This is a genomic window from Candidatus Krumholzibacteriia bacterium (genome assembly GCA_029865265.1).
GTDB lineage: Bacteria > Krumholzibacteriota > Krumholzibacteriia > WVZY01 > JAKEHA01 > JAKEHA01.
The window spans coordinates 22,600-38,892 of sequence record JAOUHG010000032.1; the positions used below are offsets into that span (position 1 = coordinate 22,600).

General features: G+C 65.1%; 19 protein-coding genes. 3 read left to right on the forward strand and 16 right to left on the reverse strand.

Annotation, left to right across the window (positions count from 1 at the left end):
- Positions 1-2: 2 nt before the first annotated feature.
- From OEX18_12500 to OEX18_12525, 6 genes are all read right to left on the reverse strand, one after another.
- The gene (locus tag OEX18_12500; protein ID MDH4338084.1) at positions 3-1,754 is read right to left on the reverse strand and encodes a hypothetical protein; all 1,752 of its coding nucleotides are present in this window, start codon (positions 1,752-1,754) and stop codon (positions 3-5) included.
- Positions 1,755-1,779: 25 nt separating this feature from the next.
- Positions 1,780-3,546, reverse strand: a complete 1,767-nt coding sequence (locus OEX18_12505) for a hypothetical protein (GenBank protein ID MDH4338085.1) — start codon at positions 3,544-3,546, stop codon at positions 1,780-1,782.
- Positions 3,539-4,957, reverse strand: a complete 1,419-nt coding sequence (locus tag OEX18_12510) for an NAD(P)-binding domain-containing protein (GenBank protein MDH4338086.1) — start codon at positions 4,955-4,957, stop codon at positions 3,539-3,541. The genes OEX18_12505 and OEX18_12510 overlap by 8 nt, the downstream gene beginning before the upstream one ends.
- Positions 4,958-4,970: 13 nt before the next feature.
- Positions 4,971-5,870, reverse strand: coding sequence for a hypothetical protein (locus OEX18_12515; GenBank protein MDH4338087.1), 900 nt, complete (start codon positions 5,868-5,870; stop codon positions 4,971-4,973).
- A 256-nt stretch (positions 5,871-6,126) separates the two neighbouring features.
- A complete protein-coding gene (locus OEX18_12520; GenBank protein ID MDH4338088.1) occupies positions 6,127-6,357 on the reverse strand; it encodes a glycosyl hydrolase-related protein in 231 nt (76 codons plus the stop codon).
- A 324-nt stretch (positions 6,358-6,681) separates the two neighbouring features.
- Positions 6,682-7,089 carry a hypothetical protein gene (locus OEX18_12525; protein MDH4338089.1) on the reverse strand — a complete coding sequence of 136 codons (408 nt, stop codon included), beginning with the start codon at positions 7,087-7,089 and terminating at the stop codon, positions 6,682-6,684.
- On the opposite strand from OEX18_12525, the gene OEX18_12530 reads away from it, so the two are divergent.
- Entirely contained in the window at positions 7,088-7,255 is a 168-nt protein-coding gene (locus OEX18_12530; GenBank protein MDH4338090.1) for a hypothetical protein, read from the forward strand. The two genes, OEX18_12525 and OEX18_12530, sit on opposite strands and share 2 nt — an antisense overlap.
- Here OEX18_12530 and OEX18_12535 read toward each other — a convergent pair.
- Genes OEX18_12535 through OEX18_12565 form a run of 7 tightly spaced genes read right to left on the reverse strand, consistent with a single transcriptional unit; the run spans position 7,243 to position 12,234 of the window.
- Positions 7,243-7,758, reverse strand: coding sequence for a DinB family protein (locus tag OEX18_12535; protein MDH4338091.1), 516 nt, complete (start codon positions 7,756-7,758; stop codon positions 7,243-7,245). The two genes, OEX18_12530 and OEX18_12535, sit on opposite strands and share 13 nt — an antisense overlap.
- Positions 7,759-7,815: 57 nt before the next feature.
- Positions 7,816-8,940, reverse strand: a complete 1,125-nt coding sequence (locus tag OEX18_12540) for a glycosyltransferase (protein MDH4338092.1) — start codon at positions 8,938-8,940, stop codon at positions 7,816-7,818.
- Positions 8,941-8,948: 8 nt separating this feature from the next.
- Complete coding sequence (locus tag OEX18_12545; GenBank protein ID MDH4338093.1) at positions 8,949-9,902, reverse strand: META domain-containing protein; 954 nt, start codon at positions 9,900-9,902, stop codon at positions 8,949-8,951.
- Positions 9,899-10,393 carry a hypothetical protein gene (locus OEX18_12550; GenBank protein ID MDH4338094.1) on the reverse strand — a complete coding sequence of 165 codons (495 nt, stop codon included), beginning with the start codon at positions 10,391-10,393 and terminating at the stop codon, positions 9,899-9,901. The genes OEX18_12545 and OEX18_12550 overlap by 4 nt, the downstream gene beginning before the upstream one ends.
- A gap of 19 nt (positions 10,394-10,412) precedes the next feature.
- Positions 10,413-10,949: a hypothetical protein gene (locus tag OEX18_12555; protein ID MDH4338095.1), complete on the reverse strand. Its 537-nt coding sequence runs from the start codon at positions 10,947-10,949 to the stop codon at positions 10,413-10,415.
- A gap of 23 nt (positions 10,950-10,972) precedes the next feature.
- Positions 10,973-11,461 (reverse strand): cupin domain-containing protein, encoded by a 489-nt coding sequence (locus tag OEX18_12560; GenBank protein ID MDH4338096.1) that lies wholly within the window; start codon positions 11,459-11,461, stop codon positions 10,973-10,975.
- A gap of 2 nt (positions 11,462-11,463) precedes the next feature.
- Positions 11,464-12,234 (reverse strand): dienelactone hydrolase family protein, encoded by a 771-nt coding sequence (locus OEX18_12565; GenBank protein ID MDH4338097.1) that lies wholly within the window; start codon positions 12,232-12,234, stop codon positions 11,464-11,466.
- Positions 12,235-12,399: 165 nt separating this feature from the next.
- Between OEX18_12565 and OEX18_12570 the strand changes: the two genes are divergently transcribed.
- On the forward strand, positions 12,400-12,909 hold the full coding sequence (locus tag OEX18_12570) for a hypothetical protein (protein MDH4338098.1): 510 nt from the start codon (positions 12,400-12,402) through the stop codon (positions 12,907-12,909).
- Positions 12,910-12,973: 64 nt separating this feature from the next.
- Here OEX18_12570 and OEX18_12575 read toward each other — a convergent pair whose 3' ends face one another.
- The 3 genes from OEX18_12575 to OEX18_12585 are packed head-to-tail and all read right to left on the reverse strand — an operon-like array spanning position 12,974 to position 15,776.
- Positions 12,974-14,191, reverse strand: coding sequence for a cysteine desulfurase-like protein (locus OEX18_12575; protein MDH4338099.1), 1,218 nt, complete (start codon positions 14,189-14,191; stop codon positions 12,974-12,976).
- 7 nt (positions 14,192-14,198) lie between these two features.
- A complete protein-coding gene (locus OEX18_12580; GenBank protein ID MDH4338100.1) occupies positions 14,199-15,347 on the reverse strand; it encodes a hypothetical protein in 1,149 nt (382 codons plus the stop codon).
- 3 nt (positions 15,348-15,350) lie between these two features.
- Complete coding sequence (locus OEX18_12585; protein ID MDH4338101.1) at positions 15,351-15,776, reverse strand: OsmC family protein; 426 nt, start codon at positions 15,774-15,776, stop codon at positions 15,351-15,353.
- Between the two features lie 257 nt (positions 15,777-16,033).
- On the opposite strand from OEX18_12585, the gene OEX18_12590 reads away from it, so the two are divergent.
- A partial coding sequence (locus OEX18_12590; protein ID MDH4338102.1) for a hypothetical protein occupies positions 16,034-16,293 on the forward strand: 260 nt, incomplete at its 3' end.

The following is a 16,293-nucleotide window of genomic DNA, read 5'->3' on the forward strand; positions in this document are numbered from 1 at the left end:
GGCTAGCTTCTCCCGTCCGGGTGGCAATCGTAGCAAGCGTTCGAGTCGTACGAGTAGCCGTTGCGCCCGCGGTGGTCGCCGTCGGTCTTGGCCTTGTCACTGTGCGGGTGGCACGAGAGACAGGTGAAGACCGCGTAGCTGGCCGCACTGGTGTGACACTCGTCGCACGTCCGCCACTGGCCGGCGTGCGTTCCGCTGTAGATCGGGAACCACTGGGCGTGGTTGAACGTTGCGCCGTCCCAGCGCGTCGTCGTGTGACAGGGCTGGCAGTCGGTCGTGAACCCGGCCGCGGCGTGATTTGGATTGGTGGTACCGTTGTATTCCGACTGGTGACAGCCCACACACGCCGTCGGCGTCCCGGCGTAGGTGTTGTTGATGTGACAATCCGCGCACGCGGCGGACAGGTGCGCGCCGGTGAGCGGGAAGGCAGTGGTCGCGTGGTTGAAACTCGCGCCCGCCCAGCTGGCCATACCGTGGCACTGCAGGCAATCGGTTGTCGGGTACCCGGCCGCGGCGTGGTTGGGGTTGGTGGTGCCGTCGTAGTCCGCCTGGTGGCAGGCGATGCACGCCTCGGGCGTGCCGGCATACACCCCGCCCGCGTGGCAGTCGTTGCACGCCACCGCCAGGTGCGCGCCCAGCAGCGGGAAGGCCGTGGTCGCGTGGTTGAAGGTGGCGCCGGTCCAGCGCGCGGTGGTGTGGCACTGCAGGCAGTCGGTGGAGAACCCCGTCGCCACGTGGCCGGGGTCGGTGGTGTTGTTGAAGTCCGACTGGTGACAGGACACGCACGTCCCCGACAGCCCGGTGAACACATTGTTCAGGTGGCAATCGGAACATGGCAGCCCCACGTGGGCGCCGTTGATGGCGAATCCGGTGACGGCGTGGTTGAAGTCACCGCCGCTCCAGCTACGTGTGCCGTGGCAGTCTTCGCACGTGGTGGGCAGGCCCGCGCCGGCATGCTGGGGGTTGACGGTGCCGTCGTAGTCGCTCTGGTGACAGGACACGCACGCGGTCGGCAGCCCCGTGAACACGCCCCCCACATGACAGTTCTCACAGGCGGTGCTGGCGTGCATGCCGGTCAACGGGAACGCCGTCTGGTTGTGATCGAACCCGGCACGGTCCCACGACTGCTCGTTGTGGCAGCCGGTGCAATCCTGACTGTAGCCGGCGGCCGCATGGTTGGGACTGGTGGTTTCGTTGTAGTCCGACATGTGACAGGAGGCACAGTCCGCGGCGGTATTGACGTAGCTCAGTGAACCGGGCGCGGCCAGGCGGTGGCACATCTCGCAATCGAGCGTCTGGTGCGCACCCGCCAGCGGGAAGCGCGTCAAACGGTGCATGCGGATCTGGTCGTTGCGGTCGATGAAACTGCGCGTGCCGTGACAACGCGCGCAGTCGCTCCCCAGCTCCGCGTTGTGAACGTCGGCGTGGCAGTCCACGCAGGCGGTGGGCGCCATTTCGAAGTTGAGGCTGGTGTGGCACTGCGTGCAGGCCACCGAAGCGTGGGCGCCCTGCAACGGGACCCCAAACTTCTCGTGGTCGAACTTCTTGCTGATCTTGGCCGGCTTCCAGCCGTCCGCGCGGTGACAGAGCGAGCAGTCCTCCTTGTAGTCCCCGTGCGGGTTCTTCACGTGGGACTGTGCACGCGCCTGCGTCACCACCGTCAACGGGCCGTCCGAGCGCCCTGCGAGCAGCGGAAACACGGCCATGAAAGCGACAGCCAACAGCAAAAGAAACTTGTGATTGCGACTGTTCATTGCGACCACCTCTAAACGACGACTCTCAAAGACGCTTCTGGAGGAGATCTCCCTCAGCGTGACAACTCTCGCACCCGGCCGAGAGGGGCCGGTACAGGCTCATCTTCCTGCCCTCCGATGTCGTCACCACCGGATGGCACTTCGCACACGCAACATTGCGGTGCTTTCCTTCCAACTTGAACGACTTGACCTTCTGATGATCGAAGCCCGACGCCGGCACGAACCGGTTCTCATCGTGGCAACTGTCACACGCGCCGCCGTCCTTGCGGGAATCAAACTGGATGCCGTGCGGCGTGGCGTGGCACTGGGCGCACGCACGCGCGTCGTTCTTCAGGGTCAGCGTTGCCTGGGCCGCCGCGACCTTCACCGTCATTCCCGCCAGCGGCTCGAGGTCCTTGTGGCACGCCACGCAGGGTGTGGCGCGGTGTGCGCCCTTCAACGGGAATGGCGTCTTCTGGTGCGCGGCGACATCGAAGGTCGACGGGCGGAACCTGTCGATCGTATGGCACGCGACGCAGTCGTCCTTGCGCTCCCGTTCGCCGCCTCCTGAAAAGCGTCCCTCGTGGGGGTCGCGGTGGCAGTCCACGCAACGGCCCGACTCCGGGTGCATCCACACCTTCGCGCTGCCTATTGCCTCCGCCACCAGTTCCGGTGGGCCCGAGGGCATGCGACCGTGGCAGTCCATGCACAGCGTGCGCAGGTGTGCGCCGCGCAGCGGGTACTTCGTCGTGGCGTGCTGTTCGACGGTGAACGTGCTGGGTTTGAACGCGTCCACGGTATGGCACGCCGCGCAGTCGATTGCTTTACCCGCGAGCATGGCCTGGCCGGCGTGCGCATCCTTGTGGCAGGCGCCGCAGGTACCGAAGGGCGGCTTCTTGCCCCACGCGGTCGTCTCGTCGTGACATTTCTCGCAGTTGAGCGCGGCATGCTTGCCGCGCAGCGGGTAGCGCGTGCGGTCGTGATTGAAGCGATCCCGGGAGATCACCTTGAATCCCGCCGTGACGTGGCAATCGACGCAGCGCGGCCCCAGCGCCCCCTTGTGCGGGTCGGCATGACAGGCGCTGCACTCGCCGTGCGGCAGCGGTTTGTACAACGGAATCACGCGCCCCTTTGCATCCTTCGCCAGGTTCAGCGTGGCAGCCTCGTGGCACTTCGCACACTCGACCTTGCCGTGCAGGCCGGTGAGCGGAAACGCCGTCTTGCCGTGATCGAAGCCCGGAACCGGCCGCCACCCCTTCTCAGAGTGGCAGCTCGCACAGTCGTTGCCCAGCGATCCGCGATGAATATCCTCGTGACACGAGACGCAACTGGCCTCCAGCCCCACCCAGGGAACCTCGCGCTTCACCTTGAGCAACCCCGCCATGCCGGGGCTCACGTGCGCGGCGGTATGGCACTTCTCGCACTTGAGGGTGGCGTGCTTGTCCTTGAGCGCCCAACCGGTGGTGGCGTGGTCGAACTTCTCCGGCGTCTTGCCGGGCCAGGCAATCAGGGCGAAGTCGCGTCCACCGTGATCGGGATGGCAGTGCGCGCAGTCCCTGGTTCCCTCGCGGCCGTGGAAACCCCTGCGCTGTTGCACCAGCAACGCGATTTCTTCGTGACATGCCATGCACCGACGGTCCATTTCGCCTTCGCCTTTGCCGTGACACTTGTTGCAGTCCATGTTGCCGTCGAATTCCGCGTGCGCCTTCGACAGGGGTCCGGGTGACACCTGGGCGCGCGCGGGCGACGCAAACGCAAGCACAAGGACCAGCACCATCCCCGCCCGCGCACCGATCTCGGCGCGGTCAGGCAAACAACGTCTCCTTGGGAAGCGGCACATCCTTCTTCACGATCTGGATTCCAATCTGCTCCAGAAACTTGAACGGCGGCTCGCCGCCGATGCGCACCACCACGATGTCGTTGCGTACGATCTCTTCGCGTCCCTCCACCTCCAGCACGACCTCCCTCTCGTGAATCTCGCGGATCTGGCTCTTCAGCAGGAGGCGGATGACACCGCAGTGGACGGCTTCGTCCAGCAACTTGCGGTTGCGCTCCTTGACCCGCTGGAACTCCGCGCTGCGGTAGCTCAACGTCACCGTGGTTCCCTTCTGGCGGGCCAGCCCGACCGCGGATTCCACCGCGCTGTCGCCGCCACCCACCACCAGCATGTGCAGGCCCGCAAAGGACTCCATGTCCACCACGTCGTAGATGACCTTGGCGGCGTCCTCGCCGGCAACGCCCAGCTTGCGCGGGCTGCCGCGCCGCCCCATGGCCAGCACCACGCGGCGCGTGCGGTACACCACGTCGGGCGTCGCCACATGGAGCACCGTACCCTCGCGCGCCACGTTGACCACGCGCTGTTCGGTGCGTACGTCGAGCCCGGTCTTGGCGATGATCTCCTCCCACACCTTCAGCAATTGCTCCTTGGTGGCGTCCGATACCCACAGGTTGCCGTAGAGCGGAACCGTCACCGGCTCGGCGAGGAGGAACTTGGCGCGCGGGTACTTGCGGATGGTGTCGGCCAGTGCACCGCGCTCCAGAACCACGTAACGCAACCCGCGCGATTTCGCCACCAGGCCCGCGGCCAGACCCGCGGGTCCGCTGCCCACGACCACCACGTCGTACACGCCCTCGTCCGCGGGCTTCTTCAGTGCGGCGAGGTCATCGGCTATGTGCTCCACCGCCACCGTGGCTTCGTTGATGGCATTCTTGATCAGTCCGCGGCCACCCAGTTCCCCCACCACGTACACGCCGCGCACGTTGCTCTCGAAGTCGGTGTCCACTTGCGGCACTTCCACCCGGTGCACGGAGTCACCGCGGGCCAGCACGATACCGCCCACCGGGCAGGCTTCGACGCACTTGCCGTGTCCCGTGCACAGGGCCACGTTCACCACCGCGAGTTTGCCGTCCATGCGGATGGCACCCGTTTCCGGACACACCGGAACGCACGCACCGCAACCGACACACAGGTCGGCGCGCACCACCGCGTGCGGCACGGACCCGTCGCGGTCTTCCTTCGTTTCGTCGACGGCCGCCGCGGAAACGACCTCGTAGAGTTGCATCGGAACCTTGCACTTCGGGCAGCGCGTGGCACCCGGCGGTACCGTGGCCCGGCAGCGCGGACATACCATCGCCTTGGCGTCGCCACCGCGCGCCTTCATGTGTCGTACCACGAAGAACACCGTTAGCATCGCGAAGGCGAGTATGGTGATAAGGTTGGTCACGGCCGTGAGTCCTCTAGAACCAGGTCGCCCCCACCGCAACCACGACGACCACGTGGATGGTGACCGCGATGAACGCGGTAATGGCAAACGGGCGGTGCGCCGCGTGCCAGTGCCGGAAGATGGCCTGGGTTGCGTCGAGCAGGCGGGCGTGCTGGCTCAGCGCCATCTCGCGGCGCGCCAGCGTGGCCACCTTCTTGAGGCTCTCGGGATTGGATCTGCCCCGCGCCTTGACCTGGGCACGCAGGCGTCGTACGGCGCGACCACGCGCCAGATCATCGCGCATCATCTGCATAAATGCCTGCACGATTCCGGGGTGCGCGGGGCTGTTGTCCACCTTGAGGATCTCCTGCACGTCCACCACCGTGAGACCGGTGGCCTCGGCGATCTCGACGAGCATGGCGCGCTGGTGTCCGTTGACCTCGCTCAGGCCCATTTCCACGCCGTTGCGGGTGCGCGGAATGCGCACGTAGAGATAACGGCCGATGAAGCCCGACGCGCACACGATGAGCATGGAGATGTAGCCCAGGCCGATCACGCCACTCACCCGGAAACTGGCGTGGATGGCGCCCAGCAGCGGGAGCAGAATGCCGACGGCGATGTGGATGTCGAGCCAGCGCGGCACCGGTCCCAGCCACTCCACCTTGCGGAAGCGTTTGCGCAACGGGAACAGCCACATGAACAGGAAGCCCGCGAACGTCAGCAGTCCCGCCGTCTGGCCGATGTACCCGGACGGGCGCAGCCACGCATGCATGGGATGCCGCAGGCGTACGCCGAGCGGTGCCGCGTAGTACTGCACGCCGATCACCGCCACGACGGTCATGAGGAGCAGCGGCGCCCACACCCACGCGCCCGGCCCGACCCGTTTGGTCGCCGGCCGCTCGGATGCGGAAACCGTGCGCGCTGCTTCAGCCATTGGAAACGCCATGCGTACTCCGGGGGAGTTGTTTCCCGGAATTCCCGAGAATCCCGAGTAAATAGATGGAAAAAGGGCCCAGCCCCTGAGGGGCAAGTCTCATGCCGCACAACGGGTTAGTTTCGGAGAGGAGCATCCCGCCACCGTCACGCCGACAGGGGAATTCCCGGTTTTGCGGGAACCCGAAAAAGGGGCGCAGTGATCAAACGTCGAGGGCGGCCGGATAGAGCGAGAATGCTCCACAGCGGCCCGCGAATCAAGCGGTGTTTACCGGCTCGATCACCCGCGTCAGCTCCAGCGTGACGATCTCGAAGGGTGCGACGTCCATCTCCACCCGGCCGTTGCGGATGGGCAACTCCCCGCCCCCGTCCACGGGGCGTTCCAGCAGGTCGACCGGACGCACGCGCACCACCTCCGGGGGACGTGTGAGGCGAGCGCGGCACGCCTCGCCGTTGGTCTCGAAGAAGCGCAGTATCGCGCGGAACACCGGCGGAGCGCCAGCCGTCGCGGTACGGAAACACGGAATACTGGTAGACGTGGTTACCGAGTTCGAGCGCACCGGGGGTGGGAATGAGCGGACCACTGACGCCGTCGGCGCTCAACACCGAAACGCTGCGCAGCAGCGTGGAGTGAATCTCCCCGCCCTTGACCTCGTTGATGGGCACGCCCTTGGTGAGAAAGGCGAGACCGCGCCCTCCTTCCTCCGCCACCATCCAGGTGAGCGAGGGCATCTTGACACCCTCCTCCAGGGTGCGCGCGTAGGGCAATTCGATGGCGCCGAACTGCGTCTCACGCGTGTAGGCGGGCGCGTTCATGCAGGTGTCGAAGCGCAAGCGCACGCGCACGTGCGGCTGGGTGAGGTTGAGTTCGGTGAGGAAATCAATGCGCGGGATGTCGTTATAGATGATGACGCGCGTGCCCACGCTTCGTCGTAGACCTCGTCGATACCACAACTGGGCACAACATCGTGGAAGGACAGGAACAGCATCTTCTTCCACGCCGTGGTCATCCGGCGCGTCGGGTACGGCAGGCCGCGCAGGTAACGCAACGCGGCCGCCTTCTCGACCGACTTGATCAGGTCCTCGCAGTCGCGGATGGCCAGCTTGAGCGAGATACGGCTCGACACCACGTCGGGAAAGATGTCCTCGAGTTCGGCGCTGTACAGCTCTCCGTGAAACACCGTTGGTGGCGGCTCTTCCTGGTCGAGGCTGCGCGCCATGGACGTTCCCGTGCTGGTGCAGAAGGACGAGAGCGGCTGGGAAGAGGTCGACGTGCCGGGCGTGACGCGCGTCGATGGGGTGGGACCCGCGGGCTGGAACCGTTTCGTTCTGGAACTGCTGGGTGGTGGGTCAGGCCCCGGGGCCGCGTCCGTTCAAGGGAGGTAGCGCTCGCGGATCACATTGACGTGGTGCCTTTCGTGCCCCGCGATGATGTAGGCGATAGAACGAACCGTGAAAGACCGTCCCGAGGCCACACCCTCCCGGCCCCACCCTGCAGCGTCCAGGCCTTCGAAGAAGAGCGCGCCCGCCTGTCGCAGATGACGCCATTCCGCGAGCAACGCCGGCAGCGGGCGGGCATCCACATTAGCAACTACCATCATGTCGTCCTGCTCCACGCCCGGCAGCGCGCCCGGCACCGCACGCGCAAAGTGCAGTGCACGCGCGGTGAACACCCATTCGATATCCAGCGTGTGCAGAACCACTTCCTTCAATGTCCACTTGCCTGGAGCGTAACGGAACTTCGCCTTCTCTTCCGGAATGTCCTTGAGCAGCGAGGCGGTATCCCCGAACTGCGCCCGGAGAATGGAGACAATATCGCCATCGGGAACAAGGCCGGTGTAGGCGCGATAGTATTCGAAGTACTCGGATGGGTCGGGGCGGCGGCGCATGGCGGCTCCTGACGAAAGAGAAGTGGTGCGGATGTCCCCGACAGGGTACCGCAGGCGTCAGTGTGAATCAATCCCGCCGCGCTTGCGCGCCCGGGTGGCAAGAAAAGCCGCTTCGATACGGTCGATCATTCTCTGCAGGGTGAACTTTTCCAGCATGACGCTGCGGCCGCGTTCGCCCATGGCGCGCCCCCGGTCCGGGGCGCGGAGCACGCTGAGCACGGCCGCTGCCAGTTGATCGGCGTTGTGTACATCCACCAGTATGCCGGTCTCGTCGTGCTGGACGATTTCGGGAATGCTGCTCACGTCGGTGGCAACCACCGGCTTCGCCGCCGCCATCGCCTCCACCAGCACGTAACCGAATCCCTCCACCACCGACGGCAACACCAGCAGGTCGATCGCCTTCATGACCGCGGGGATGTCCCTGCGAAACCCGGCGTGAACCACGTTGCGCTCGACGCCGAGTTCGCGCGTCTTCTCCAGCAGGAACTCCACCAGCATGCCCTTGCCGACAAAGAGAAAGCGGACGCCTGGCAGCTGCTCGACCACACGCGGGATGCTCCACACCAGATCGGGGATTCCTTTGCGTTCGATGATCTGCCCCACGAACCCCACCACCGGTGCGTCGTCCGCAATGCCCAGTTCCGCGCGCAACGCCATCCCGTCCTGTGGCCCGTCCAGGTATGGCGCCGGGTCGATTCCCTTGTATATGACCTCGATGCGATCCGGGCTCAACCACGGCGCGTTCATGAGCAGCGAACGCTTGGTGGCTGCGGAGTTGGCCAGAATGTGATCCGCCAGATGGTTGTAGGTGAATCGATAACGCAGCTTGTTCTTGAGGGGATAGTCGACCTCGCGCGATGGCACCACCGCAATCCGGCCCGCCAGGCGGGCGGCCAGGCCGGAGAAGCGCAACTCCTTGTCCATGTTGGTGGAGATCACGTCGATGTCCCGGGCGCGCATGAGCCGGACCATGTTTGCGACCACCACCGGGTCGAAATCGCTGCGCATCGCAACCGGCACCACGTCCAATCCCTCGGCGCGCGCGTTCTTTTCCAGGATGGTTCCGGGTCTGCAGGCGAGCGTCACCGTGTGGCCGCGGGCGGCAAGGCCGTGCATGACGTCCATGAGCCACACCTCGGCGCCCCCCCACATCTGAATCGAATTGACAAAGAGAACGCGCAACGGCCCGTTCATTCAGATTGCGGTGGCACGGAAAGTGGCCGGCGTTCGAACAGCATGGTTCCCGTCCGGCCGTCCGCCTTGTACTCGAGCAGCAGCATCCCGTTCATGAAGGAGTAGCGTTGCACGGCGCCAAACAATGCCAGAAAGCGCGACTGCACCTCGGCGGCCGTGCCAATGCACGACCCTTCGTCCGCCACGACGGCCAGCACATGGACCTCGCCGGGGAAATCGGCATCCCGGAAACCCGCCGAGTAGGCCTGACACCCGGCGAAGCCCGAAACGCGAATGCCCTCGAAAACCGCGCTGACCTCCGGCTCCGCCGGCGCGGGCTCATCCCAGCTCCACCACTTGAGCACCCACACCACCCCGGCCAGCACGGATACGTCGAGCCGTCCGGTCGGCGTGGTTCTCACCTCCACCAGTCCATCCGCCGTCAGCTGCCACACGCGCGTGACCAGGTCGCCCGGGCAGCACACAGGATCGCCGGGTCCGACCTGCAGAACATCGATCACGATGCGCCCATCGGTTACACGTGCGTCCCGAATCTTCACCCGGTCACCCAGCAACGCCGCGCCGACGCAGTCCGTTGCCCCGGCTTCCCGCCGCATCACCGTTACGTAGAGCAATTCACCGGTCCCGCCGCCGCTGTAACCCACCAGCGCCACCGCCTCATCGTTCCCGTCACCGTCGAGATCTCCGGTGAGGCGAAAATCGCGCGCGTAGTACAGACGCGGCCGCGCTACGCCGCCCACCACAAAAGGCTCCCCCTGCCAGAGTCCATCCACCAGTGTGACGTGTTCAGCGAGTGCGTCGATGCCGGAGTAGGTGGCATTCTTCAGTTCATCCAGGGTGGGCGCACCCGTCGCGTTGGCGGGAGGCGCGGCCTTCTCGGTTTCGTGCCGCTCGCAACCGGCCAGCAGCGTCAACAACAGCATTGCAAAAACGGTTGATCGTCTCATCATCGTGTATTCTTCCTCTCCATCACTTCTATTTCTACCGGCACCGACATGGGGATCACACGGCCCTCGTCCACGAACCCGGCGACGACCAGGTATCGGCCCGCGGCCAGTGCCTGGGCGGCGTTGAAGTAGCGCTGTCGCCCGCTCCACTCGCGCACGATCATGCCCAGCTCACCCGGCGCCATCACCAGGGTGGTGTCCTGCGGAATACACTCCCGCGCGACGCGCAGGGGCGTTCCTTCCGGCGTGGTGATTTCGTAATCCCAGATGCAGTGCGTCTTGAACTTCTTCTTGTAGGCGTCCTCGCTGTCGTTGAACAGGCTCGCCTCCATGGTGACGCGGTCTCCGGGTGAGAACTTGAGCGGCGCCACGCGCACGGAGAACTTGAGCCCGCGCGGGGCCGGCGTGACACCGGGAATGACCTCGCCCTCCCCCGCGCGTTCGCCCCGGTGCGCGCAGCCGGAAAGACCGGCCAGCAGGCACAGGCAAGCCACGAAGACCGCAAGATGCCTTCTATTTCCTGCGCACATACCGGCCATCGAACACCGCCTGCCAGGACGCTACGCCGTCCGTCGACACTTCGATGAGTTGCCTGACCTCGCCGTTTTCCAGCGCTGTGAGCGTGGTGCGGTCGAAGTAGCTGCCACCGCCCGGCAGCCTGACCTCGCCCTGGAAGCGCAGACTGTTCTCCGCGCGTTCGACCAGCTTCTTCTCCTTCACCCCGCCGCGCGAGAGCGCGTTGCCCGTCACCCACACCTGCTTCCACGTCTTTTCTTCGGGAAGGTAGTAGAACAGACTGTGACCGCGCGTACGCATCGTGGAAGTCCAGTCTTCGGTCACCGCGCAGCCATCCAGGATCTTCTCGATGTGATTGACGCCGGCCAGTGTGTCCTCCACGTACACATCCCAGTCGCCCAGCCAGAAGTCGAGCATGGCGAACGCGGGGTCCGCCGCGCACGATGGCGGAGGCGGTGGTGGTGGTGGCTCGTCACCCCGCGCGGGTGCGCCCGGCACGAGCAGGAACAGAAGCATGATCATCGTGGCACGCATTCGAACTTCCTTCCTGGATGGTATCATAGCAGGCGCACCAGGTCGGGCGCCTCGCCGCGCAGCCGGGCCGCGGCGGCGGCGTCATCCGCCATGAACGCAAAATCGGCAAAGTCGAAGCCGGGGCCCACCGTGCACGTCACCAGTGCGTGGGTTCCCAGCGCGCGCGCCGCCTGCCACGCACCTCCCGGAACCACCGCTGTGGTGATATCTCCGCCGGAGGACGCGCCCAACCGGTGCACGGTCACGCCGAACGTGGCGCGGTCGATCACCAGCAGTTCCAGCGGATCCCCCTCGAGAAACGTCCACTGCTCGTCGGAGCGCACCGAGTGCCACCGGCTGGTGCCACCCTCACCGAGCAGGAAGTAGATGGCGCTCAGCGCCGCGCGCGTTCCACGCCCGTCACCCGGTTTCACCACCGCCGGCGAACGAAACACCTCCCGGTAGAATCCACCTTCGGGGTGGGGTTCCAACTGGAGCGCCAGGATCAACTGTTTGCTGCGCGACCCCGCCATCGCTACTTGAAGGCCTCCGCGAGGAACTCCTTCAACGCCGCCCAGGAGCGACGGTCGGCGGCCGCGTTGTACTCGAGGCCGGGGATCCCACGCTCGTCCGCGCCTGGATTGGTGAAGGAGTGCTTGGCGCCGCCGAAGGAAATGAATTCGTAGTCGGCGCCGGACTCGGCCAGGTTCTTCTGGAACTGCTGGACGACATCATCGGGCATGAATCCATCGGCTGCGCCGTGGCACACCAGGATGCTCGCCTTCACAGGGCCGGGGGCCGGCTCGGGAAAGAGCCCGCCGTGAAAGCTCGCGACGGCGTCGAGATCCGCGCCGTTGAGCGCCATACGCAGCACCACCGAGCCGCCCATGCAGTAGCCGATGGCGGCCACGTGTTCCGGATTTACGCGCGGGTTCTTCTTGAGGAGATCGTAGGCGGCCATGAAACGAGCCGTCGCCATCTCCTGATTGGCCGCCAGCGCGCTCGACCACTCGCCCGCTTCCTGCGGGTGCTCGGTGGTCTTGCCCTCTCCGAACATGTCGATGGCGAAGGCCACATAGCCCAACTCGGCAAGCATCTTCGCGCGCATGCGCGCGTAGTCGTTCAAACCCCACCACTCGTGCACCACCATGACGCCGGGCCGCTTGCCCGTGACGGCGTCGTCGTAGACGATAACTCCCTTGAGCGCGGAATCCCCCTGCTTGTACTCAACGGGTTCTATCTTGACCGCGCCGTGCGCGGCCTGGGCCAGGAGCCCCACCAGGATCACAAGTGCGAGTGTTTTCATCCGTAACCTCCCTTGGGTCGGTGACCCGCAAATCGGGATTCTGCCACGATCCGGGCCCGCGGAAAAGAGCGGAATCCTCGCGGAACATTTCTTTGACGGGGGTCCCCGGCTCTAGTAGATTGGCCCCGGTCATACTTCAATCAGGTCTTTATCGGGAGGTCAATCTTGTCCAAACATCTCACATTTGTGCTGGCGGCGGCACTGCTGCTCACGCCGGCATTCATTACCACCGCCACCGCGGGCAGTAACATTGGCGGCGGGATTCACTATCTCCACAACCTTGCCGACATCCAGGACTCGGATGGTTTCGACAGCAACGCGTTCTCGATTCTGGGCTCATACCAGTTTTCCGGCCCGCTGCTCACGTTCGAGGGCGACGTGGAGTACATCTTCGACATGTACGGCTCGGGTGAGGCCGGTTGGGCCCCGCAGGCGTACGTGCTGATCGGCAACCTCATCTACGGCGGCGCTGGCATCGGCATCTACTACACCGACGGCGACTGGGCCAGCGATCCGTTCTACAACCTGCGCGGCGGCGTGAACCTGCCGCTGGGCAGCATGCGTCTGGACGCCTTCGCCACCTATCAGTTCTGGAGTGAGGGAGATATCAAGGATCTTACCGGCGAGGACTTCAACGCCGTCACGTTCGCGGCATTGCTGCGCTTCGACATCTAGGCCCTCAGCAATACAAACCGAAAGGCCGGCGGATGCACATGCGTCCGCGGGTCTTCTTTCATCTTCAGCCACGCGCGATGTCGCGCACCCCCGAGAGCAGGCGGTCGATCTCGTCGGCGGTGGTGTAGCATGCACAGCCCGCGCGCACCAGCCCGTCACCCACACCTATGCGTTCCACCACCGTGGGTGCGTAGAAGTGTCCGTGCGACGCAAACACGGCGCGCGCCGCAAGGTGGTGCGTCACGTCGCCCGCTGCGACACCACGCACGCAGAAGGACACGGTCGGGGTTCGTGGCATTTCCGGCACCGGCCCGTAGCAGGTCACGCCGTCTATTTCGCGCAATCCCTCCCACAGTTGCTCCGTCAACTGCGCCCCCCGCTGGTGCACCGCCGCGTAGGTCGCGGAAAGACCCTGCCGACGCTCCGATGATCCGGACAGCGACGCCAGGAAATCCACCGCGGCGGCAGCCCCGGCGATGCCCTCGAAGTTCGCGGTGCCGGTTTCGATCCGGTCGGGCGCGTCCGCGGGCGCCGGGTCGAGCCTTGGCACATCGAGCGAAGCCAGGAGTTCGCCACGGCCAAAGAGGACGCCCACGTGGGGGCCGTAGAACTTGTACGCGGAACAGGCGAGGAAGTCGCAGTCCAGCGCGCGCACGTCCGGCAACTCGTGCGGTGCGTAATGAACCGCGTCGACAAATACCAGCGCCCCCACCTCCCGCGCCATGCCAACCACGCGGGCCATATCGGTGATGGTTCCCAGCGCGTTGGAAGCCGCGCCCACCGCCACCAGCCGGGTGCGGCCGGTAATGCACCGGGCCATGTCGTCCATGTCTAGTGCTCCGGTTGCGGCGTCCATACGCGCCGTGCGCAGGGTCACGCCCCGCTCACTCTCCAGACGGCGCCACGGCGCCACGTTGGCGTGATGGTCCAGTTCCGTCACCACGATCTCGTCACCCGCGCCCCACTGCATTCCCAGTGCCCGTGCAACGTGAAAGGTCAGTGTGGTCATGTTGGCGCCGAACACCACTTCGTCCGGCGCACAGTTGAAGAAATCTGCAAACACGCCACGCGACGACGCCACGATGACATCGGTCTCCAGGCTGGTGGGAAAGTTCCAGTGCGTGTTTCCGTTGTGATTGAGGAGGTAGTCCTGCACCGCGTCGGTCACCGCGCGCGGCACCTGGGTACCACCGGGCCCGTCGAAGTAGGCGACGGGGAGGCCACCCTGCCTGCGACCCAGCGCCGGGAAGTGTGCCCGGATGTCCTCGACGCCCCGAACCATTGCGCGGCTAGTGCTTTCGCTCGATCCAGGCATAGAACCCTCCGCTCGCGTACGCGCCGCCGCGCACCCGCAGCACAATCTCGTTGCGTCCGGTCACCAGTTGCAGGGGGATCCGCTGGCCATCGTGCTCCGGATTGCGCCAGAAGTCGTACCACGCATGGTCCCCACGGGGAATGAACCAGTGGAAACGGCCATTCACCCACAGCGCCAGGTCGTCGATGGTGGAGATATTGAGTTCCGCGGCCCCTCCCTGGTCGGTCACCACCTTGGTGCGAAAGTAGGCCACGGCGTTGGGACCTTGATAATCCACCACGCGCCCGGTAACCACCGCCCCGCGCTCGTCGGTCGCGAAGGAACGCCACGCGTCCGGGTGTGATTCGGGGTCGCGCGCGATGGCGTCGTCGGTGCGCGGCATCGGCCCCGCCACCATCCAGTCGGTGAGGAGCGCCTCCGGGTCGTACTGGAATTCGAAGGGCCGCGGCGGCCCGGCGTAGGAAAGCTTGCCGATGGACGTCACCTTGACGTTGTCCACCCATACGTCTCCACCCACCGAGCGCGGCTGCAGACCGATCGCGCCGGAGTCGAACTCGAACAACGGGAAGGTGAGTTGCGGAATATCGCCCGGCCCCACGTAGAAATGCGCGGTGCGGCCAACCACCTCCACCCTGAAGTGCTGCCACTCACCCATGCGGATGGCCGCATCTCCAGCCAGCATGGTGCGGCACTCCTCGTACAGCAGCCGGCCCACGTTGAAGTCGCGGTGCGGGTTTGGCATCAGGTAGGACCCGTTCCCCTTTATATAAATGAGGCCGAAGTCCATCCGTTCGCCGGTCCGGCGGAAGTTGTAGGCCACCCCCAGGTAGTTGTTCTGGGCGTCGGGAAACAGGACGTCCCCCTCGATGGCCACCGGCCCCCATCGCTCCGAGCCCTTGATCAGGGCCAGAACGTCGCCCCACGGGCGCAACACCATGACGTTGCCGTGCTTCGCGTCTCCCGACTTCTGCACGAACACCGCGTTGTCGCCGGTCACCTCCCAGCCATCGAGCCCCTTCTCGAAGTCATCCGAAAAGCGCTCGCGCCCCGCCGCCACGGACACCGCAGGCAACACCACCAGCGCCGCCACCGCGGCAATTCCTTGGAGCGAGAAACGTTTCATCGCTTACATCAGCGCGGCGTCGAGTTCAATGGTAAGACCGGGGCGCAGCAGATTGGACACCGGGCACTTCTTCTCCGCGTCCTCCGCCAGCCGTTTGAAGGTCTCGTTGTCGAGCCCCGCAACCTTGCCGCGGGTCTCAAGGTGCATGGTGTGAATGCGCCCGTCCTCCAGGGTGATGGTGGCCTTGGTGGAAATGGTGTCGGGCACGTGACCCTGCTGGCTCAGGTAGTTCGAGAACGCCATGCTGAAGCAGGCCGCGTGTGCGGCCGCAATGAGCTCCTCGGGGTTGGTGCCGCGGGCATTCTCGAAGCGCGTCGCAAAGGTGAAGGGGGTGTCCTTGAGGACGCCGCTGGTCGCGCCGATCGAGCCCTTTCCACTCTTGAGATCACCATGCCACGTGCCCGTGGCGGTGCGCAGAATCGCTGGCATTGGATTTCCTCTCGGTCGGGATGGTTACTGGCAGCCGGTCACTGCCGCAGCTTACCCCCCACGGAGCCAGAAATCCAACGAAAGGTCGGTCCCCGAGAGACCCCGGCGAGATACCCAATATATACCACATGAAAAGCATACCCTTGTCCCGAAACGAGTTGTAACTAATTTCACAATGTGCCCTTGACGTTATTAGAATAACGGACCTATAATTCTTAAGACGGTTAAATAGTTACCGGGTTAACGAATTAGTGAATATGAGCACACTCGACCCGCAATCCCCTGAGGGACGGGGGGAAGCCGGCCGCGGCGGGTCAGCCGCGGACGAGCGTTTTCACGCCGTCCTTCGACTCAGCCACATCTTCTCGTCGGTGGTCCGCGAGATCCTCGAGGTCCGCCTGCTCGAAGACGCGACTCCGCTCCCGCTGACGCTCTCGCAGTTTCACATTCTCAAGCTCATGACGCTGAACGGTCGCCACCAGGTGGGCGAACTGGCGGAGTTTCTCGGTGTGAGTGC

Excerpts from the sequence above, each read along its gene's own strand:
- OEX18_12500 (MDH4338084.1), bottom strand. The coding sequence starts at position 1,754 with ATGAACAGTCGCAATCACAAGTTTCTTTTGCTGTTGGCTGTCGCTTTC.
- OEX18_12515 (MDH4338087.1), bottom strand. The coding sequence starts at position 5,870 with ATGGCTGAAGCAGCGCGCACGGTTTCCGCATCCGAGCGGCCGGCGACC.
- OEX18_12530 (MDH4338090.1), top strand. The coding sequence starts at position 7,088 with ATGGACGTTCCCGTGCTGGTGCAGAAGGACGAGAGCGGCTGGGAAGAG.
- OEX18_12525 (MDH4338089.1), bottom strand. The coding sequence starts at position 7,089 with ATGGCGCGCAGCCTCGACCAGGAAGAGCCGCCACCAACGGTGTTTCAC.
- OEX18_12535 (MDH4338091.1), bottom strand. The coding sequence starts at position 7,758 with ATGCGCCGCCGCCCCGACCCATCCGAGTACTTCGAATACTATCGCGCC.
- OEX18_12545 (MDH4338093.1), bottom strand. The coding sequence starts at position 9,902 with ATGATGAGACGATCAACCGTTTTTGCAATGCTGTTGTTGACGCTGCTG.
- OEX18_12555 (MDH4338095.1), bottom strand. The coding sequence starts at position 10,949 with ATGCGTGCCACGATGATCATGCTTCTGTTCCTGCTCGTGCCGGGCGCA.
- OEX18_12560 (MDH4338096.1), bottom strand. The coding sequence starts at position 11,461 with ATGGCGGGGTCGCGCAGCAAACAGTTGATCCTGGCGCTCCAGTTGGAA.
- OEX18_12565 (MDH4338097.1), bottom strand. The coding sequence starts at position 12,234 with ATGAAAACACTCGCACTTGTGATCCTGGTGGGGCTCCTGGCCCAGGCC.
- OEX18_12575 (MDH4338099.1), bottom strand. The coding sequence starts at position 14,191 with ATGGTTCGGGGCGTCGAGGACATCCGGGCACACTTCCCGGCGCTGGGT.
- OEX18_12580 (MDH4338100.1), bottom strand. The coding sequence starts at position 15,347 with ATGAAACGTTTCTCGCTCCAAGGAATTGCCGCGGTGGCGGCGCTGGTG.
- OEX18_12585 (MDH4338101.1), bottom strand. The coding sequence starts at position 15,776 with ATGCCAGCGATTCTGCGCACCGCCACGGGCACGTGGCATGGTGATCTC.